General features: G+C 64.1%; 19 protein-coding genes. 11 read left to right on the forward strand and 8 right to left on the reverse strand.

The window, feature by feature from the left end; all coding sequences use genetic code 11:
- Positions 1 to 99: 99 nt before the first annotated feature.
- Positions 100 to 1,452: a hemolysin family protein gene (locus tag LDH74_RS21860; protein WP_226042861.1), complete on the forward strand. Its 1,353-nt coding sequence runs from the start codon at positions 100 to 102 to the stop codon at positions 1,450 to 1,452.
- 210 nt (positions 1,453 to 1,662) lie between these two features.
- Here LDH74_RS21860 and LDH74_RS26545 read toward each other — a convergent pair whose 3' ends face one another.
- Positions 1,663 to 1,791 carry a hypothetical protein gene (locus tag LDH74_RS26545; RefSeq protein ID WP_255681016.1) on the reverse strand — a complete coding sequence of 43 codons (129 nt, stop codon included), beginning with the start codon at positions 1,789 to 1,791 and terminating at the stop codon, positions 1,663 to 1,665.
- 209 nt (positions 1,792 to 2,000) lie between these two features.
- On the opposite strand from LDH74_RS26545, the gene LDH74_RS21865 reads away from it, so the two are divergent.
- On the forward strand, positions 2,001 to 2,924 hold the full coding sequence (locus LDH74_RS21865) for a hypothetical protein (protein ID WP_226042862.1): 924 nt from the start codon (positions 2,001 to 2,003) through the stop codon (positions 2,922 to 2,924).
- A gap of 142 nt (positions 2,925 to 3,066) precedes the next feature.
- On the opposite strand, the gene uxaC is transcribed toward LDH74_RS21865, so the two are convergent.
- The 3 genes from uxaC to LDH74_RS21880 form a co-directional block, all read right to left on the reverse strand.
- Entirely contained in the window at positions 3,067 to 4,431 is a 1,365-nt protein-coding gene (uxaC, locus tag LDH74_RS21870) for a glucuronate isomerase (RefSeq protein ID WP_226042594.1), read from the reverse strand.
- A gap of 65 nt (positions 4,432 to 4,496) precedes the next feature.
- Positions 4,497 to 4,955: a universal stress protein gene (locus tag LDH74_RS21875; RefSeq protein WP_226042595.1), complete on the reverse strand. Its 459-nt coding sequence runs from the start codon at positions 4,953 to 4,955 to the stop codon at positions 4,497 to 4,499.
- A 70-nt stretch (positions 4,956 to 5,025) separates the two neighbouring features.
- On the reverse strand, positions 5,026 to 6,162 hold the full coding sequence (locus tag LDH74_RS21880; RefSeq protein ID WP_226042596.1) for a mandelate racemase/muconate lactonizing enzyme family protein: 1,137 nt from the start codon (positions 6,160 to 6,162) through the stop codon (positions 5,026 to 5,028).
- A gap of 135 nt (positions 6,163 to 6,297) precedes the next feature.
- Here LDH74_RS21880 and LDH74_RS21885 point away from each other — a divergent pair, with 135 nt between their 5' ends.
- The 5 genes from LDH74_RS21885 to LDH74_RS21905 all read left to right on the forward strand — a co-directional run bounded on the left by LDH74_RS21885 (position 6,298) and on the right by LDH74_RS21905 (position 10,222).
- A complete protein-coding gene (locus LDH74_RS21885; RefSeq protein ID WP_226042597.1) occupies positions 6,298 to 7,227 on the forward strand; it encodes a dihydrodipicolinate synthase family protein in 930 nt (309 codons plus the stop codon).
- Between the two features lie 91 nt (positions 7,228 to 7,318).
- Positions 7,319 to 8,257 carry a dihydrodipicolinate synthase family protein gene (locus LDH74_RS21890; RefSeq protein WP_226042598.1) on the forward strand — a complete coding sequence of 313 codons (939 nt, stop codon included), beginning with the start codon at positions 7,319 to 7,321 and terminating at the stop codon, positions 8,255 to 8,257.
- Between the two features lie 185 nt (positions 8,258 to 8,442).
- Positions 8,443 to 8,658, forward strand: coding sequence for a hypothetical protein (locus LDH74_RS21895; RefSeq protein WP_226042599.1), 216 nt, complete (start codon positions 8,443 to 8,445; stop codon positions 8,656 to 8,658).
- A complete protein-coding gene (locus LDH74_RS21900) occupies positions 8,659 to 9,381 on the forward strand; it encodes a dihydrodipicolinate synthase family protein (RefSeq protein WP_226042869.1) in 723 nt (240 codons plus the stop codon). It begins immediately after the preceding gene.
- 118 nt (positions 9,382 to 9,499) lie between these two features.
- The gene (locus tag LDH74_RS21905) at positions 9,500 to 10,222 is read left to right on the forward strand and encodes a ThuA domain-containing protein (protein ID WP_226042600.1); all 723 of its coding nucleotides are present in this window, start codon (positions 9,500 to 9,502) and stop codon (positions 10,220 to 10,222) included.
- A gap of 110 nt (positions 10,223 to 10,332) precedes the next feature.
- On the opposite strand, the gene LDH74_RS21910 is transcribed toward LDH74_RS21905, so the two are convergent.
- Positions 10,333 to 11,319 (reverse strand): LLM class flavin-dependent oxidoreductase, encoded by a 987-nt coding sequence (locus LDH74_RS21910; protein WP_226042601.1) that lies wholly within the window; start codon positions 11,317 to 11,319, stop codon positions 10,333 to 10,335.
- A gap of 147 nt (positions 11,320 to 11,466) precedes the next feature.
- On the opposite strand from LDH74_RS21910, the gene dgoD reads away from it, so the two are divergent.
- On the forward strand, positions 11,467 to 12,642 hold the full coding sequence (gene dgoD / locus LDH74_RS21915; protein ID WP_226042602.1) for a galactonate dehydratase: 1,176 nt from the start codon (positions 11,467 to 11,469) through the stop codon (positions 12,640 to 12,642).
- Positions 12,643 to 12,874: 232 nt separating this feature from the next.
- On the opposite strand, the gene LDH74_RS21920 is transcribed toward dgoD, so the two are convergent.
- Positions 12,875 to 14,578: an RICIN domain-containing protein gene (locus LDH74_RS21920; protein ID WP_226042603.1), complete on the reverse strand. Its 1,704-nt coding sequence runs from the start codon at positions 14,576 to 14,578 to the stop codon at positions 12,875 to 12,877.
- Between the two features lie 255 nt (positions 14,579 to 14,833).
- On the opposite strand from LDH74_RS21920, the gene LDH74_RS21925 reads away from it, so the two are divergent.
- The gene (locus LDH74_RS21925) at positions 14,834 to 15,673 is read left to right on the forward strand and encodes an NAD(P)-dependent oxidoreductase (protein ID WP_226042604.1); all 840 of its coding nucleotides are present in this window, start codon (positions 14,834 to 14,836) and stop codon (positions 15,671 to 15,673) included.
- Between the two features lie 185 nt (positions 15,674 to 15,858).
- Positions 15,859 to 16,707, forward strand: a complete 849-nt coding sequence (locus LDH74_RS21930) for an MBL fold metallo-hydrolase (protein WP_226042605.1) — start codon at positions 15,859 to 15,861, stop codon at positions 16,705 to 16,707.
- A 315-nt stretch (positions 16,708 to 17,022) separates the two neighbouring features.
- Here LDH74_RS21930 and LDH74_RS21935 read toward each other — a convergent pair whose 3' ends face one another.
- Positions 17,023 to 18,474, reverse strand: a complete 1,452-nt coding sequence (locus LDH74_RS21935; RefSeq protein WP_226042870.1) for an aldehyde dehydrogenase family protein — start codon at positions 18,472 to 18,474, stop codon at positions 17,023 to 17,025.
- Positions 18,475 to 18,578: 104 nt separating this feature from the next.
- Here LDH74_RS21935 and LDH74_RS21940 point away from each other — a divergent pair, with 104 nt between their 5' ends.
- On the forward strand, positions 18,579 to 18,872 hold the full coding sequence (locus LDH74_RS21940) for a hypothetical protein (RefSeq protein ID WP_226042606.1): 294 nt from the start codon (positions 18,579 to 18,581) through the stop codon (positions 18,870 to 18,872).
- 33 nt (positions 18,873 to 18,905) lie between these two features.
- On the opposite strand, the gene LDH74_RS21945 is transcribed toward LDH74_RS21940, so the two are convergent.
- On the reverse strand, positions 18,906 to 19,340 hold the full coding sequence (locus LDH74_RS21945; RefSeq protein ID WP_226042607.1) for a PPC domain-containing DNA-binding protein: 435 nt from the start codon (positions 19,338 to 19,340) through the stop codon (positions 18,906 to 18,908).
- Positions 19,341 to 19,443 lie beyond the last annotated feature (103 nt).

Below are 19,443 nucleotides of genomic sequence, written 5' to 3' on the forward strand. Positions count from 1 at the left end.
TTTGAAACGGTGTCGGCCCGCCACGGCTATCGGTACGGGGGGCACGTCGCTGGTCGACAGTGAGCCGACGAACGTTCTCTCAGGAGGTGACCGACCGGTATGTCGGGACTCGAGATGACCCTCGTCTTCGGAGCCGTTTTGGGTGGTATGGTCACGCCGGACCTCGTGGCTGCCGCGGGAGTCGTCGTCCTGCTCGTGTTGCTGGTGCTATCGGCGTTCTTCTCCTCGGCGGAGATCGCGATGTTCTCGCTAGCCCAACACCGGATCGAGGCGCTCGTCGAGGACGGCTCGCCCGGTGCCGATACCGTGCAGGCGCTAAAATCCGACCCCCATCGGCTGCTGGTGACGATCCTCGTCGGGAACAATCTGGTGAACATCGCGATGTCGTCGATCGCGACGGGGCTGCTCGCGATGTATATCGGACAGGGACAGGCGGTACTGGCGGCGACGTTCGGCGTGACAGCCATCGTCTTGTTATTCGGTGAGAGCGCCCCGAAGTCTTACGCCATCGAAAACACGGAGTCGTGGGCCCTCTCCGTTGCTCGCCCGCTGCAACTCTCGAAGTACGTGCTCTACCCGCTAGTTGTCACGTTCGACAGGCTCACCCGCATCGTCAACAGCCTGAGCGGCGGTGGGACCGCCGTCGAATCCTCGTACGTGACCCGCGAGGAGATACGGAACCTGATACGGACCGGGGAAAACGAGGGGATCATCGAGGCCGACGAGCGCGAGATGCTCCAGCGAGTGTTCCGGTTCAACGACACCATCGCGAAGGAGGTGATGACGCCGCGGCTGGACGTCACCGCCGTCTCCCGAACGGCGACGGTCACCGAGGCCATCGCGAAGTGCGTCGAAAGCGGCCACACCCGTCTACCGGTGTACGAGGGCGACCTCGACACGATCCTCGGAGTCGTGGAACTTCGCGATCTCGTTCGCGATCACCAGTACGGCGAGACGGTGGACGACACGCTCGAGACCTATCTCGAGGAGACGCTGCACGTCCCTGAGAGCAAGCAGATCGACGAACTGTTCCGCGAAATGCGTCACGAGCGCGTGGAGCAAGTCGTCGTCATCGACGAGTTCGGAACGGCCGAAGGCATCGTCACTACCGAGGACATCGTCGAGGCGGTCGTCGGCGAGATACTCGACACGCAGGAAGACGAGCCCATCGAGGTCGTCGACGACCGGACCATCCGGGTCAACGGCGAGGTAAACATCGAGGACGTCAACGACGTCATCGGCATCGAATTCCCGGAGGGAGAAGAGTTCGAGACGATCGCCGGCTTCGTGTTCAACCGCGCCGGACGACTGGTCGAATCCGGCGAAACGTTCACGTACGACGGCGTCGATCTGACCGTCGAAACCGTCGACACGACGCGCATCAAACGCGTGCGCATCATCGAACCGGAGCCGTCGCCCGCTGATGACTCCGGCGCGACCGCCCCCAGTTGAGCGTCCGATTCGCCGCCCTGATACGGACTGCTGTACGTCGGTTTCGTCGTCGATATCTCGGTCTCGCTCGACGGATCCGTCCGGTGATACTCGAGCGCGTCTTCGTCCATGGGTGTCTCCGAGCCCCGTCGAACCGATAAACGTCTAGCGACTCTCAATCGTCCGTGCTGACCGCTGTCATATCACAGTCCGAAGCGACGAACGACGCGATCAGTCGGCCGCGTGACGCGGGACGTGGCCGCAGTCAACGCATTCCCACGTCTGTCGTTCGAGGACGAGGTCGCCCTCACAATCCGGACATTGATACCGCTGCACGACTACGTTCCCTTGCGCGGTCATCACTCGCCTTTCGAGGGACCCCGTGTTAAGTTTTCTTGCTGTGGGTCCGCTTCCGGGTCTTGATCGGGTCGTCCGAGAAGAGCGCTGGGAGAGCCTTACCGCTGTCGCCGGTACCTGTTCTCGTTCGCCTGCTGCAGCCCGTTCGAACCATATGATACTCGTATGATAGAAAGTGTGATATCGGATACCAATCAATGGATAGATGTCAAATGACGACGAGCGCATCTCTCCCGGCAGGAGTTGATCATCCGCCGACCGGCGGTAATTCCACTCGAAACGTGGTCGTTCTCGGCCTCGCTGCAGCGGCCTTACTCGCGATCGCGGGCGGTGTGATTCCAACCGGTCGATCGTGGGCAGCGAGTCCCGGAACTGGGGCCGTTCTTAGTACGGTCATCGTCGGACACATTCCGGCGGCGATAACGGCGATCGAGCGGGAGGTCGAGCAGTTAGAACGTGAATGCGACGCGTTCGATCGATTCGCGACCGAAGTCAAATCGATCACCGTCTCGGCCGGCGGTACGGAGCGCGTCTCTCCTCTTCTCGCCAGTACGGCGACTGCAAACCGGAGCGAGCTCGGTGAGGTTCGGACCGCCTACCGGAACACCGTCATGGAAGTAGACCACTTCGAACTCGAGTACGGAGAAGGGCTCCGCGAAAACATGCATCTGGAGCTGACTGGAAACGTCGCAGCGGCAGTCGTAGACGGATACCAGTTCTCGGAACCGCTCAAACAGGCGGTGATACAGCAATCGATACTCGCTCGCTCCCGCCGCGAGTCGCTCATCCAGACGATCGACATCGAGCGCGATTCGCTCGAGCGGAACCGCGACCGAATACGAGAGATCGAGGACGGCCTCGAGACCGAACCGGCCCCGTCGACGCTCTCCATCACTGAACTGTTCGGTCGCGATCGCCTCCTCCGACGACGTCTGGCGCGATACGAGCAACTGATTCGCGAACGACAGCGGTGTATTCACTCGAACGACGACTCGCGTGCGGATCCGACACAGCCGTTCTTACAGGCCTACCTGTACGACTCACTCGAGTTCGACTTTCCGGTATTAGCGACCGTTACGGAGCGATACGAACGGCTTCGAGAGCGGCAACGAGCAGTTCACCGAAAAATTCTGTAGTTCGGAACGCGTCCCGGCGAGCGAATTCCGACGGTCGAGTGCCGTGTCGGAGCGTCCGTCGGTAGCGAGGATTCACATGGCGGCGATTTGGACTGCACATACCGCTGTCTCTCGCTTCGAGTCGTCGCTGTGAGGCCCGATCTCAGAAATTCCAGAGCTCCTGCGGGCGATCGTAGGCGACCCGTTCGACGAGGTCGGACGCGGCGTCGTCGGGCATCTGGCCGCGCTCGACCATCCGACCCACCGTGTTGGCGAGCGAGCGGCGGAACATCTCGAAGCGGGAGCCGAAGGAGATGAGTTTCCGCGAGTCGCTCACCATCCCGCCGTAGTTCGCCAACAGGTCGACGTTGCTAACGCGTTCCAACTGAGCTTCCATCCCGGCGGGGCTGTCGTTGAACCACCATGCCGCACCGACGCTCACGTCGGGATACGCCCGGGCGAGAGTCGCGAGCGTCGGATAGTGGGTCGGATCGACGGTGTAGAGAACGGTCTCGAGGTCGCCGTCGAATCGGTTGAGGAAGTATCGCAGGTTCTCCGTGAGTTCGATGGACTGCGTGGACACGTCGCCACCGGAGTCGAGGCCGAGCTTCTCGTATAGCGACCGGCGGTAGTCCCGGACGGCACCCATGTGGAGCTGGGTGATCCATCCCGTCTCGCTGTTCAGTTCGCCGATGCGCTCGAGGACGAACGCCTTGAAGTCGGTCACGGCTTCCGCGGAGATCGTCTCGCCGGCGTACACGCGTCGGTACACGTCGGCGGCGCGGCGCTCGCTGACCGGTCTGGAGATCACCTCGCGGAGCCCGTGGTCGCTGGCGCCACAGCCGTGCTCGTTGAAGTACTCGTGGCTGACTTCGAGGGCTCTGAGAAAGCCGGCAAAGTCGTCGACGCTCGTCCCGGTGGCCGCGCCGAGGTCCGCGACGTACTCCGGCCAGCCGGCGGCCTCGATTTTCATTGCCGCGTCGGGACGCCACGTCGGCCGGACCGTGACGTCGTCCATCTCTACGGCGAGTCGCCGGTGGTGTTCGAGCGTCGAAGTCGGGTCGTCCGTACTGGAGACGACTTCGACGTTCATCTCCCGGAGGAGCGTCCGCGGGCGCATCGAGGGATCCTCGAGTCGGACCTTCGTCTCCGCCCAGATGTCCTCGGCCGTCTCGGCCGAAATCGCTCGCTCGATACCGAAGCGCCGCTTCAGGTCGAGGTGGACCCATTCGTAGGTCGGATTACCGGCGAACTCGGGAAACACCTCGGCGAGCGCCAGCCACTTCTCCCGGTTGCTCGCCGAGCCGGTGATGTTCTCCTCGTCGACACCGCGCTTGCGCATCAGCTCCCAGACGTAGTGGTCGGTCGCACCCTCGACCTCCCAGATGTCGTTCCACCCCTCGTTGGCGGCGACCGCTTCGACGTCGACGTGGCTGTGTGGATCGAGTATCGGCAGGTCGCGTATCTCGTCGTACAGTCGCTTCGCCGGTTCCGACTCGAGGAGGTACTCCTCGTCGAGAAAGGACATACGAGTATTCGGCGGAGGCGGCTATTAAACGTGGGGAAACGTTAGCTGACAGCGGTCGTCCGCCGTCAGTCCATCGTGATGGTCACGCGACCGTCGAAGTTGAGGATGACCTTCTGTGCCACGTTCCCGAACAGTACCTTTCCGGTCGGCGAGCGGCGGCGGCCGACGAGGAAGATGTGGTCGCAGTCGGTCTCAGCCGCGGCGTTCAGGATCTTGTCGGCGAGTTCGCTGTCCTCGACGACCGCGGAGGAAACGCCGTACTCGGGGGCGTCGTCGCCGACGACGTCGTCGACGAACTCGTCGACGAAGTTCGTCACGATATCGTTGGCGCTGGCGGTCGAGTACGTCGCGCCCTCTGCCTGTTCAGCGGCCTCCAGAGTCTCTACGTCGGCTTCGAACTCGTCGGGCGTCACCCACGAGAAGAGTTCGAGGTCGGCACCGGTCCCGCGGACGATCTCCACCGCTTCGGCCAGCAGTTCTCTGTGCGAGTCGGTTTCGTCGACGACGACAAGCGCTCGTTCCATACTAGTAGAGTAACACGCCGATGGAACCATAAAGATACCTCCCAGACGGAACGTCGATCGGAATCGTCGCTCAGCGGTCAGTTCGATACGTCGCGAGCGCCTCCACGTCGATTTCGATACCAAGTCCGGGAGTCTGTGGGACGTCGAGGGAGCCGTTCGAAGGATCGAACGGCGACTCGAGGAGGTCGTCGCGGAGCGGATTGGGACTCCGATCGAACTCGACCATCATCGGGTCGGGGACGTTTCGCGTGTGGGGATAGTCGGAGACGCTGGCCGCGAACTGGACGGCGGCGGCCAACCCGACGGCGCTGTTCCAGATGTGGGGCCGGACGGCGACGTTCTCCGTGGTCGCCATATCGGCGATCGTTCGCGCCTCCGAGAGGCCGCCACAGCGCGCGAGGTTGGGCTGGACGACATCGACGGTGCGATCGTCGATGAGCCGCTTGAACTCGAAGCGGCCGTAGTGGGCCTCGCCGGCCGCCAGCGGCGTGTCGATGCGTTGTTTGATCTCTCGGTAGCCGGAGAGGTTCTCCGGGGGCACTGGTTCCTCGATCCACGTGATGTCGTACTCTGCGATCGCCTTCGCCGTCTCGATGGCCTGTCGAGGGCGGTAGTTCCCGTTCATGTCCACCATCAGGCGAGCGTCGTCGCCGAGGATTTCCCGAGCGGTCCGAACCCGTTCGACGTCCTCTTCGGTGCCGGTTCCGATCTTTATCTTCGCGGCGGTGAACCCCTCCGCGACGGCCGCCTCCATCGGTTCCTCGATGGGGCGGTCCCGTTCGGTGTAGTACATTGTCGAGGCGTAGGGTAGGAGCGACGTTCGCTCGGTGCCGCCGAGCAACCGGTAGACGGGCCGGCCGACGGTCTGTCCGATGATGTCCCAGCAGGCGACATCGATCGCGCTCAGCGCGCTCTGGACGAACACGCTCCCGCCGAAGTGGTACGGGTCGGTATAGGAGCGCTCCGCGAGCGATTCCACGTCGAAGGGGTCCATGCCGACGATGTCTTCGCGGAACAACTCGTCCACCGTCGACTCGACGATGGAGCCGGGCGCGAACGCCTCGCCCCAGCCGACGGTTCCCTCGTCGGTTTCGACGCGGACGAGCGTCGTCTCGCGCTCGTGGCCGAAGCCGCGGGCGTCGCCCAGTCCTTCGCCGTCCGGGAGCGCGTACGCGATGGGAATCACGCTCAGTTCGGTAATCTCCATGGAATGTGAAGCGGTTGGCCACCGGAAATATCTTGCGCTGGGGACGTACGCCACCGCTTTCCGCGGGAACTGCGGCCGAACGCGTCCTCGATCGTACGATACCGTTTTGAATCCGGGTCGTGTGGGAAACGGACGATGGAGCCTGCAATCCTCCGCGATCGTTTCGAGGATGTCGCGTTCACGACCGCCGTTCCGTTCAGCGAGGACACCGACGACGTGCGCCGCGACGCGCTCGCTAAGAACCTCGCCGACCTGTACGACGCCGGCGCACGGCTGTTCGTCCCCTGTGGCAACACCGGTGAATACTACGCGCTCACCGACGAAGAGCGGATCTCGATCGTCGAGACTCACGTCGAGGCGACGGGCGACGACGCAGTCGTCGTCGCCGGCGCGGGAGGGAGCGTCCGCGAAGTGACGGGGTTGGCGGCGGCCTACGAGGACGCCGGCGCGGACGCGGTGATGGTGATGCACCCGACTCACACGTACATCAACGAGTCGGCGCTCGCCGACTACTACCACGAGATCTGCGACGGGACCGACCTCGGCATCGTCATCTACAAGCGCGGCCCCGAGATCAGCCGCGAGGTAGTAATCGAACTCGCCGGTCGCGAGGAGGTCGTGGCCGTGAAGTTCGCCGTCAACGATATCCGGGAGTTCGCTCAGACCGTCGAGGACGCGCCCGAGGACGTGACGTGGGTGAACGGTATCGCCGAGCGATACGCGCTGTCCTTCGCAATCGAGGGTGCGACGGGGTACACCACCGGGATCGGAAACTTCATCCCGGAGGCGACGCTCGCGCTGTTTGACGCCCTCGAGACCGGCGAGTTCGAGCGCGCCCGCGAAATCCGGCGGCTCCTTCGGCCCCTGGAGGACCTTCGGGAGGAGCCCGGGCCAGCGAACACGTTGCCGGCCGGGAACAACGTCCCGGTCATCAAGTACGGACAGGAACTGGCGGGCGCGGTCGGCGGCCCGGTACGCACGCCGCTTCGCTCGCTCTCGGCGGCCGACGAGCGTCGCGTCGAGGAGTGCTACGAGCGCATCGACGGGGCGACGCTCGAGCGGTAGCAGTCACGCGGACTCGATACATTATACAATATATACAGTCGCAATGGTGGCAGACGGAGGATTTATCAACATTGCAGCGGATCGTATCTCTATGTCGCACACTGCTGGCCAGGTGAAGGACCACCTGCGCGGCGTCGCGGTCGGTCTACTGACGCCGTTCGACGACGACGGTGCAATCGAACACCCGAAAATCGCAGAGAACGCCGAGGACCTCTACGGGTCGGGTATCCGTACGTTCCTCGCCACGGCGAACATCAGCGAGTATCACTCGCTCTCCCAACGGGAGCGGATCGACGTAGCCGCGACGAGCGTCGAGGCGCTTCCGGACGATGCCTGCGTGCTCGCGGGGGTCGGCGGTTCCACGAAGGACTCGATCGAACTCATCGAGGCCTACGACGACATCGACGTCGACGCGATGATGATTATGCCGCCGGACCACACGTATATCCACGAACGGGCGCTCCTCGATTACTACCGGGAACTCGACGCGGCCACGGAGACGCCGCTCGTGCCCTACGTCCGCGGGTTCGACCCCTCCGTCGAATACCTGAAGGACCTGACGTATATCGACGGCATCGTCGGCATCAAGTACGCGTTGAAGGACCCGATCAAACTCGGCGAGGGCGTGGCCGCCGGCGCCGACGACGTGGTGTGGGTCGACGGTCTCGCCGAGCCGTTCGCCGTGTCCTACTGGGCGGAGGGGATCGAGGGCTTTTCTGCGGGCGTCTCGAACTTCCGACCCGAAATCGGCCTCGAACTGTTCGACGCGCTCACGGAGGAAAACTGGCAGCGGGCCCGCGAACTTCGAAACATCTGTATGCCCTACCAGAAACTGCGCGATGAGACCGGGCAGGACAACACCATCCCCGGCGCCGTCAGCGTCTCCGTGGTAAAGAAGGGCCTCGAACTGGCGGGTCTCCACGGCGGTAACGTCCGGTCTCCGATCCGACCGCTCGAACCCGAGGAGGAGGAGCGCGCAGAGGAAATCTACGCCACGCTCGACGACAACATCGAGCGCCTCATCAACTGACGCGGCCGCTCGATTTTTCGGCCAGAGACATCGCTCCGCCAGCGTGCGCTCTCCGTTGTCACTGGCACGCATCAAGAGACGAGATCGTTGAACTCCCGCGCAGCGAGACGCGGGCGCGGAATCGTTCGCTGGCGGAGACGGGGATCGATGGCTCTTATGTTCTGTGATGTGGAATCTACTATCACATGCTCAAAGACGAGTTTCGGGACCTAAAGGAGCACATCTCCGGCGGAATTATCACGGCAACGGCCAACCCGTGGACGCCTGACGACTACGAGTTAGTCACAGACGACCTGCGCACTCACGTCGAAGATCTCGTCGCGGTCGACGGTATCAAGGCCGTCGTCGCCAACGCTCACACCGGCGAGACGAAGATGCAAGACGACGACACGTATAAGTAAATCGTCAAAAACCACGTCGAAGCTTCGGGTGATACCCCGGTGTTCGCGGGCGTGTACGGTGAGAGTTCCACCGAAGCCGCCAAATTGGCCCAGATGGCGAAAGTCGCCGGCGCTGACGGTGTGATGTTGCTCCCGTTGGATGTCTACTCCCACCAAATTCCCCAGGAGCCGATCAACCACTTCAAGCACGTCGGTGAGACGGTCGACATTCCGCTCATCAACTTCCAGTTCCCGACGTGGGGGAGCCCCGGGCTGCCCATCAGTGCTCACGTCGAGATCTGCCAGTTGCCCCACGTCATCGGGTTCAAGGAGGCCTCCTTCGATCCGATTCGGTACGACCGCACTATTCGGGCGGTCGACGATCTCCGCGACGACTGTACCATCATGACGGGCAACGACACCTTCCTGATGCACGCGTACCAGCTCGGCGCCGAGACGGGGCTCATCGGCTACGCGAACGTCGTGCCAGACCTCCACGTCGAGAAGATCCGCGCCGTCCACGACGGCGACCTCGAGCGCGCCCGCGAAATCCGGGAGCGGCTGCTTCCGCTCACCAACCACATCTTCGGCGAACCCGAGGGCTGCTACCGCGCCCGCGTGAAGGCCGCACTGAAGATGCAGGGCGTCTTCGAGCACGAGACGGTGCTCCCGCCCCAGGAGCAGATCAGCCCCGAGGAGTGCACGGAACTCCGCGAGATTCTCAGCGACCTCGATCGCCTCTAATCCGTTTTCCGCCGTTTATCGTCGGTCCGTCGGTTGTGCCGATCGCGGCCAGTGCGGACGGGTTCGCGAGCGCCGAGGGACAGAGGACTTATTTCGGATCACGGGGAACGCATCGGATATGACGCTCCAGGTCACGGTGTGGAACGAGAACGTCCACGAGCGCGAGGAACCGGAGATCGGCGAACTGTATCCCGACGGCATTCACGGCGCGATCGCGGAGGCCATCGAGGAAGACGGCCACGACGTGCGGACCGCGACGCTCGGCGAGCCGGAACACGGGCTCACCGAGGCGGTACTGGCGAACACCGACGTGCTCGTCTGGTGGTCTCACTGCGCGAACGACGAAGTCGACGACGAGGTCGCGAGCCGGGTCGTCGACCGAGTCCACGAGGGAATGGGCTTCGTTCCGCTCCACTCCGGGAAGAACTCCAAGCCGTTCACGCGGCTGATGGGGACGACCTGTAACATCAAGTACCGCCACGGCGGCGAAACCGAGCGGGTGTGGGCCGCCGACCCCGGCCACCCCATCGCCGACGGCCTCGAGGAGTCATTCGAGATCCCCGCCACCGAGATGTACGGCGAACCCTACGACGTTCCCGAACCCGACCGGACCGTGTTCATCTCGTGGTTTGAGGGCGGCGAAGTGTTCCGCTCGGGCGTTTGCTACCGGCGCGGCCGCGGACGGATCTTCGCGTTCCGGCCCGGCCACGAGGAGTACCCGATCTTCTATCAGGACGAGGTGCGAACGGTCGTTCGGAACGCCGTCGAGTGGGCCGCGCCCGTCGAGGGCGCCGACGCCGTGTACGGCGAGGTCGAACCGATCGAATCGATCGACGAGTAGCGCCGCTCGTCGTTCGTCGCGAGGTGCATCCGATCGGTTTCGGCGGGCGAGACCGCTGCCGTCGAACGCGAGTCAATCGCGCGCCGGAAAACGGAGACGTTGTGGTTGCCTTACTCGAACGCGGGGATGACCTCTTCGCCGAACAGCCGAATCTGGTCCTCGACGAGGTCCTTGGGCATTCCGGAGTGGTGGAAGCGCAGGGTGAGTTCGTTCAGGGGGAACCGCTCCCGAATGGCCTCGATCTGCTCGATGATCTGTTCGGGCGTCCCGTAGATGAAGCGGTCGTCCGCGAGCTCCTCGAAGTCCTCGACGCTGTCGGCGTTCATCAGCGGGTGGGAGAACTCGCCGCCGTACTCGTCGAGGTAGGTGGTGTGGAGGTACTCCTTGCGCTCCATGACCTCCGCTTCGGTCTCGGCGATGACGGCCTCGCGCATCAGCGGATGGGACAGCTCCTCCCAGTCCTGGTCGGTCTCCGCGACGCGTTCCTGCTGGAGTTCCTTCCGGTCCTCGACGGTGGCGAGGTCGGCGACGACGCCGGGCACCCACGCGTCGGAGAACTTCACGGAGCGGCCGATCTGTTTGTCGCCCCAGCCGCCGATCCAGACCTCCGGTCGGGGCTGCTGGATCGTGTCGGGGAGCGGCTGCCAGTCCTCGACGGAGAAGAACGGACAGTCGTAGGAGATCGGTCCGTCGGACTCGAAGAACTCCTTGATGAACTGGATGCCTTCGATCATCCGGCCCGCTCGCTCGTCCATCGGGACGTCGAAGGCGTCGAACTCCTTCTCGACGTAGCCGAGGCCGACGCCCAGGGTCAGGCGGCCGCCGGAGATATTGTCGAGCATCGCCGCGCGTTGGGCGACCTCAACGGGCTTGTACAGCGGCAGGATCAGGACGCTCGTCACGAGCTCGAGATCCTCGGTTCCCTGCGCGATGCTGGTCAGGCGCGTCAGCGGCGCGGGCCAGTAGTTGTCGCCCTCCGTCGCCTGGTGATCGTTGACCCAGCAGGTCTCGAATCCGACGCCCTCGGCGACCTGACACTGCTCGACGACGCCTTCCCACGTCTCTCCACCCTCGATGGGGAATATTCCGAATTTCATCGTTTCTGACCAGCGATTGGGACGCACTTACCTCTTGTGCTATTCCGCCTCGAGTCCGCCAGCGCTCGCCCGCGGGGTTCTTGCCGTCCGGGGGATCGAGGCCGGCGGTCGTCACGTTAATTGGCCACCTTCGAGTAGGTGAGTCGAATGCGAATCACCGACTACGAGCTGTACGAGGTACCCCCTCGCTGGCAGTTCTTAAAACTCGAAACGAGCGACGGACGCGTCGGCTGGGGAGAGGTATACACGAAGTGGCACTTCGCGGGCGACAGCGATCCGGCGACGCGGAGCGCGGTCGACCAGTTGATGCACCAGTACGTCCTCGGCGAGGACCCGAGCCGCATCGAGTACCTCTGGCAGGCGATGTACCGCAGCAGCTTCTACCGTGGCGGTCCGGTCCACATGAGCGCCATCGCTGGCATCGACGAGGCGCTGTGGGACCTGAAAGGGAAGGCGGCCGGTATGCCGGTCTACGAACTGCTTGGCGGGCCCGCGCGCGACCGCGTTCGGCTCTACAAGCACGTTCGGGCACACGATGTCGACGACGTCTCGGACCCGGCAGCCGCGGCGGCCGCGGAGGCGCGCGAGCACGTCGAGGCGGGATACACCGCCGTGAAGCTCGTTCCGACGGGCGGCCTCGAGATCGTCGATACGCCGGCGGCAGTCGACCGGGCGCGCGAAATCGTCGGCGCCGTTCGCGATGCCGTCGGCCCCGACATCGATGTCGCACTCGACTTCCACGGGCGCGCCTCGAAGGCGATGGCCCGCCGGCTGGCGTCCGCCCTCGAGGAGTTCGAACCGATGTTCGTCGAGGAGCCCGTGACGCCGGAGCACGATCACGCGCTGCCCCGGATCGCCGAGGGGACGACGATCCCGATCGCAACCGGCGAGCGCCTCTATTCCCGTGGGGATTTCCGGCCGATCCTCGAGGCGGACGCAGTCGATATCGTCCAGCCGGACGTCTCGAGCGCCGGCGGAATCACCGAGACGAAGAAGATCGCGGACGTGGCGGAGACGTACGACGTCTCGATCGCTCCTCACTGCCCCATCGGACCGTTGGCGCTGGCGTCATCGCTGCACGTCGATGCGGCGGCGCCGAACGCCGTGATCCAGGAGCAGGTGATCGTTGGCGACGAGGCGGCGATGCGGTACGTCGAGAACGACGCCGTTTTCCAGCCGTCCGATGGCTCCCTCGAACTCCCAGACGGCCCCGGACTCGGACTCGAGATCGACGAGGACCGCGTCCGAGAACTCGCGGGAACGGACCTCGGATTCGACCGGTCGCCGGCCCACCGCGCCGACGGGAGCGTCGGCGAGCGCTGACCGGCACGGCGACGAACTCGGCGGCGGTCAGCGCTACGGTGTCGCCCCCGCCGAGTCCTCCGAGCAGGAGGTCCACCAGCCGCTGGCGGCCGTCCCCTCGCCGCACGCCGACTCGAGGGCGTCGATCGGCTGTCGTTCCGGCGGTGTCATCGGCGCTGCGGCGGTGACCTCGACGCTGAACGGACGGCTGTTACCGGGGTCTACCGACGGAACGGCGGGAAGGGAGCGTCGGTCAGGGCGGGCTGGCGTTCGGATCTTCGACGGCCAGCGCCCACTGATCGACCCACTCGCGCAGGCCGTTGCTCGGCGGGTTCAGCGAGCGGGTGTTCTCCGAGAGGCTCGGGTAGCCGCCGACATCGTCCGGGTGTGCCACCCAGTAATCGTACGGCGAGTCCGTGTACGCGTCGCCTGCTCTGCGTTCGATCTCGTCGACGACCCTCGAGTCGTTGGCGGTCCGGTCGGCCGGTCGCGCACCGGCGGCGGAGAGGTTGTGGCTTTCCACGCTGCTCGATCCCATCGCGTCGAGCCCGCTCGGCCAGAGCGGACGACTCGACAGTTCGGCGGTCCCGCCGGTCAGCGGCGTCGAACTCGGGTCCGTGACGTTGTCCTCGAGGTAGGCGTTGCCGTCCTCGATGACCGTGTCGCCGAGGTCCTGAGGGATGAAGTAATTCCCGACGAGCGAGGCCTCCGTGTCCCCGTCCATGTTGACCGACTCGTTGAAGAAGTACATCACGTTGTTGGCGAGGACGCTGCGCGTTTCGCTCTTCAGTCGGGGGACGCGTCCCCGGACCTTCGCCCAGACGTTGCCCGCCAGCGTGACGTTGTCGGCGCCGTCGCCGATCAGCGAGCCGTAGTTGTGGTCCGAGCCGTCGCCGTAGGGGTCGTACAGCCCCTCGTATATCAGGCAGTTCGTGACGGTGGTGTCGTTCGTGTCGTATCCTACCGAGAGACACTCGTCGACGCCCCACGAGGCGCTGACGTGGTCGACGACGTTGTTCGTCGTGCCGTCGGCGGTGTTGAACGAGTCGTTGCTCTGAATGTCGCCGTCGGAGCCGGGACCGACGCGCGATCTGATATGCTGGACGACGCAGTCGTCGGCGTCGACCTGAACCTGCCCCTTGACGAAGGTGATCCCCGGCGAGGGAGCGGTCTGGCCGGCGACCCAGCAGTTGTCCTCGGTGATCGCGAGCGAGTCGCCCCCCAGATCGATCGTCCCTGAGGTCTCGAAGACGATCAGTCGCGGACCGCTGGTCTGGAACGCGTCCTCGACGGCGCTGCGAGTCGGTTCGGTTACCGTGATCACCTGGACCCCGTCGTCGAACCACGACGTGTCTGCGAAGCCGGCGTCGAGGCCGAACGCCGAGGTGGTGTCGCCGCCCCCGCCGTCGCCGTCGTCACCGCCGTTTCCACCGTCGCCGCCGGAGAGGTTCTCGAGGTCGAAACGCTGGTTGTCGTTGCCGTAGTCCTCCCAGGTGAGAACGTCCGCGCCGTCCCCGGTCGACCGGCCTTCGACGTCCACGACGAGCCCGGTCTGAACGTTCTCGATCCTGTAGTGGCCGTCGCTGTCCCGGACGACTTCCCAGCGCTGCCGGTCGGTGTCCGACCACCCGTGCTGGACGCAGGAAGCGCCGTTATCGCCGCCAGTTCCCTCGACGTCCAGTACTTTGTCGCTGTTGACGTTACCGATCCGGTAGACGTTGCCCGAGAGGTGTTCGAACCGCCAGCGCTGGTTGTCGTCCCCGTCCCAGCTCTGTTGCTGGACGTTCGCACCGTCAGCGGTTGAACCGCCTGCCAGGTCCAGCGACTTCCCGCTGTGAACCGGCGTGATGCGGTAGACGGCGCCGTCTTCGACGCCGGACGCCTCGGCCGCTCCTGTCCCGGAGAAGCCGGCCAATGCGCCGAGTGCTATTCCTGTCGATCCGACTGCCTTCTTCAAATATGATCTCCGATAGTGTGTCATTAATAGACACCAGTTCTAGAGCATACATTATACAATATAAATCTTTGTCACACAAGTACTGTTACAAACTGGCGGACGAAACTCCCGTTTCGGCGACATCGCACAGCGCATCCAGATGGATTCTGACGATCCGTTGATCGTACCGCTGACGGCTCCCGTCGGCGCAGTCGACCCGATGCGACCGGACTACGGGACCGATATTTTGATGGTGTCCCCGAAAGGGCTAGACGTATGGACGTACTGATGACCGGCGTGTACGGCCGGTGTGGAACCGCAGTTATCGACCGCCTTCACGAGGACCCAGAGTACGACTTCACGTACTTCAATCGCTCCGACCGTTCCGAGGGCGAACCTTACGGCGAACTGGACACCGTCGTCGCGGACATCTCGGACAAGGAAGCGCTCGAGTCCGCCGCCGAGGGACAGGACGCGATGGTTCACATGGCGGCCTACCCCTACACGGACGGCGAGTGGTCCGATATTTTCGAGCCGAACATTATCGGGATGTACAACGCGCTCGAGGCGGCTCGCGAGCAGGAACTGGAGTCGTTCGTGTTCATCTCCTCGAATCACGTGATGGGGCTGTACGAACTCGACAACGCCCCCGAGATCTACTACCCGGACCACGACCTCGTCGTGGACCACACGGACCCGGTCCGGCCGGACTCCTACTACGGCGCGTCCAAGGCCTTCGGCGAGGACCTCGGTCGCTACTACGTCGAGCAACACGAGTACCCCAAACAGTTCTACGCGCTCCGCGTGTGTAGCGTCCGGATGCCCGAATACGACCACCCCTACGGCGACGCCGAGAAGGGCGTCGATGACGGGGAGTTCGAGCGCGGGAGCGAGGAGTACGAGCACACCGTCGCCCGCATGAAGGCCATGTGGCAGTCCCGCCGGGACTTCGCCCATCAGGTCGAGTGCTGTCTGGACGACGACGACGTTGAGTTCGGCATCTTCAGCGGCGTCAGCGACAACCACCGCCGGTGGTACGACCTCGAACACGCGCGCTCACGAATCGGCTACGATCCACAGGACGACGGCGAAGAGTGGGACGCGCCGCCGGAGTAACGACGGTCTCCGGTGTCCCCCTCCGTTCGACGGAGGACGGGGCGTCGTCTGCACGGCCCTCGAGACGGGAGTTCCGGTTCGGAAGCCGCGCGCCATTGCGTCGAAAGGTTTAGACCCTCTCGAGCGGATCGATTCCACATGGACTGCATCGGCGAGACCGGCAGTGTACGCTCTCGGGTGACTCGATGACGATCAACAGCGACTGGGGCGAGTGGTGGGCCCGCGAGGAACTCTACGAACCGTCGATAACAGGCGTTTCGCTGTGGTTCCTCGGCGTGACCGGCTGGGCGATCAGGACGCCCGAGACGACGATTTTCATCGATCCCTACTTCAGCACCGAACGGGACCGCGAGTACGTCGCCCGGATGCCGCCGGTGCCGATGGAACCCCAGTGGGCCGAAGCCTGCGACGCCGTGTTCTGTACGCACGACCACCGCGACCACTTCTGGCCCCCCTCGTTCGGTCCACTGCTGGACCACGGGGGATCGGTCCACGCGCCGCCAGAGTGTTACGATAATCACGACGTCAGCGAGATTCCGGCAGAGCAGCGGGAGGTCGCCGAACCCGGCGACACCTACGTGATCGGCGATCTGACGATCCGCGTTCGGGACGGCCGCGACCCCGACGCCGACGGGAGCGTCACCTACGTGCTCGAACACGAGGAGGGAACCATCTTCCACGGCGGCGACAACCGGCCTTGCGAGGCGTTCCGCGACGTCGGCGAGGAGTTCGACATCGACATGGGCATGCTCTCCTACGGGACCAGCGGTCGCATCGTGATGGACGGCGAAGTCAAGCGTCGGAAACTGTACAACGACGCTCAGGACGTCGTCGAGGCCGCCAACGCCCTCGAGATCGATCGGCTAGTCCCAACCCACTGGCGGCGCTGGCGGTCGATCCAGGCCGATCCCGGCGCGCTCTCGAAGGCCGCGACGACCTTCGAGTACCCCCGCGTGATCGAGGAGATCGAGGTCGGCGACCGCCTCCGACTCGACCGACCCGGGATCGTCCCGCCGGCCCGTCTCGACGGGTAGTGAGCGGTCGCCTCTCGCGAAGTCAGCGGTTTCGCGGCGATTCAGCCTCGAGACCGCTTCGTTTCAGAGTTATCGAAGCGACTACCGGTAGCGTAGCTTCGGGAGAGTAGTCGGAGTCCCGGCGATCGCTGCGAGGCCCTTCTGACGAGATCGATTTGCGTCACTGACCGCCATCGATCACACGAGAGCCGTTCGATCAGCGCTCACGCGCTGGTCGCTACTGCGAGACTATCATCTCACACCGTGACGGACGAGTCGAAGCAGCGATCGACGAAAAACGGAACGAGTGCTATGGGACGGGTCGACGGTGATCGGCTAGTAGTTCCGGTACACCGTCTTCGTCGACGTGAAGAAGTCGAGACCGGCGTCGCCCTGCTCTCGGTAGGTGTTCGTCGAGGACTGCTTGTAGCCGCCGAAGGGAACGTGGAGTTCCAGCCCCGTCGTCTTCTCGTTGACTTTCGCCACGCCCGCCTCGATGCGGTCGACGAACTCGCCGGCCTCGTTGAGGTCCTCCGTGACGATCGAGGCGGAGAGACCGTAGTCGACGTCGTTGGCCACCGCGAGCCCCTCCTCGAAGTCGCTCACCTTACTGACGGCGAGCACCGGACCGAACACCTCTTCCTGTGCGATTCGCATGTCGTTTTCCACGTCGGCGAAGACGGTCGGATCGACGAAGTAGCCGTCGGCGTACTCGCCGTCAGTGAGCTCCTCGCCGCCGGTGACCAGCTTCGCACCCTCGTCCTTCGCGATGTCGATGTACTCGAGAGTGCCATCGAGTTCGCTCTCCGAAACGTGAGGGCCCATATCGGGGTCGTCCATACCCGACCCGATCTCGATTGACTCGGCGTACTCGACGATGGCTCCGACGAACTCGTCGTAGACGTCCTCGTGGACGATGGCTCGAGAGGCCGCGGTACACGACTGGCCGGTCGTCCCGAACGCGCCGACGCCGAGAATCTCCGCCGCTTCCTCGATGTCCGCACTCGGCATCACGACCGTCGGGTTCTTCCCGCCCATTTCGGCCTGAACGCGCGTGAGGTCCTCCGCTGCGGTCTGGGCGACGGACGTCCCAACAGCAGTGCTACCGGTGAAGGAGACGCCGTCGATGTCCTCGTGGCCGGCGATCGGGCCGCCGACCTCTGAACCGGATCCAGTGACGAGGTTCGCTGCGCCGTCGGGGAGTCCCGCTTCGTCGAGGCATTCGAAGACGATGCGCACGACGTTGGGTGCCGCGGAGGCGGGCTTGAGAACTGCAGTGTTTCCGGCCGCGAGCGCCGGTGCGAGTTTCCACGCCGGAATGGCGATGGGGTAGTTCCACGGCGTGATGAGCCCCACCGTTCCGAGGGGTTCGCGTTTGGTGTACAGGTCCTTGTCCTGGCCGCTCGGGGATTTCACCGTACCGCCGATGTCGCGGGTCTTCTGTGCGTAGTAGTAGAAGATATCGATGGCGCGCTGGACCTCGCCGCTCGCTTCGGAGTAGGTCTTCCCCTCCTCCCGGACCAGCGTCTCCGTCGCCTCCTCCTTGCGCGCTTCGAGGCGCTTCGCGGTGCTGTTGAGAACCGCGCCGCGTTCCGGGCTCGGCATGTTCGCCCACTCATCCTGTGCCGCGACGGCCGCGTCGATGGCCTCCTCGGCGTCAGCCGTCGTCGAGGCCTGGAAGTGCCCGACTATTTCGTCGCTATCGGCCGGGTTCCGTACTGCGAACGTCTCCCCAGCCGTTGATTCGATCCACTCTCCGCCAACGTAGTTGTTGTACGTCTCCGTCATCGTACCCATTGTTGACTCTCCTGGGTAGTAATATTTGGGAAACCGTTTTCGCTGTCGAGCCGACAGCCCAACTGATTTATACTGGTATTCTGTAACAGGTGATAATGGGAACCACACAATCGGACACCGAGACCGACGTGGATACTAGAACAGACCCGACCGACTCCGCATACGAGCCGCCGAAGGGAATCGGCGGCGCCGTTCGCAATTCGGTGCTGCTCAAGATCGCGATCGGCGGCGTGCTGTTCGTCCTCATTGGTGCCTTTCTCGATTCCGGCATCCTCGTCCCCACGGGCGAGCTCTGGAGCATTTGGGCGGCGATCTTCGCCACGTGGGGCGCCGGACTCATCCTCGCCGGACTCGTCGGGTACGGCTTCCTCTGGTGGAAGCGTTCCTGAACCATCGGCTCTTTTTCCGATTCCACGTCGCATTCACCGTCGGACGAGCTGGGAAACGCCGTTCTCGTTCGACTCCCGCGTCAGCGACACCCCCTCGAACTTTCGGAGGGTGAACTCTCCGAGGACGTTCACCTCGCACCCCTCTTCGAGGTGGCCGCCGACGGTCCGCTCGCCGTCGAACCCGGTGACGTGGAGATGCGGTTCGCCGTTCGCGATGACGCCTCCAACGTCGGTTATCTCCCAGGCCCCCTCGAGCTCGAGATCGACGTTCCGCTGCGAGCGGTCCTCGGGCAGGTCCGTCCGGTCGACGTAGTGAATGTTCAGGGTGCTGAACGTACCGATACCCGACACGACCGCGCCGGTGTCGACGTCGTGTTCGTCGCAGGCGGCCTCGATCGATTCGAGAGCGAGATCGCCGCGGTCCAGTCGAACGATGACGTGTCCGTCGTCGCTTTCGAACGTCTCCATACGGTGTCTCTACGGGCGACAGGCATAAATTGACGCCCCTGTCTGGAGTCAGTCGGTGAACAGCGGGCAGTCTCGATGTCGGTCAGTGAACACGGGGTTGTCC

The sequence above is a fragment of the Natrinema sp. DC36 genome, from assembly GCF_020405225.1.
Taxonomy (GTDB): domain Archaea; phylum Halobacteriota; class Halobacteria; order Halobacteriales; family Natrialbaceae; genus Natrinema.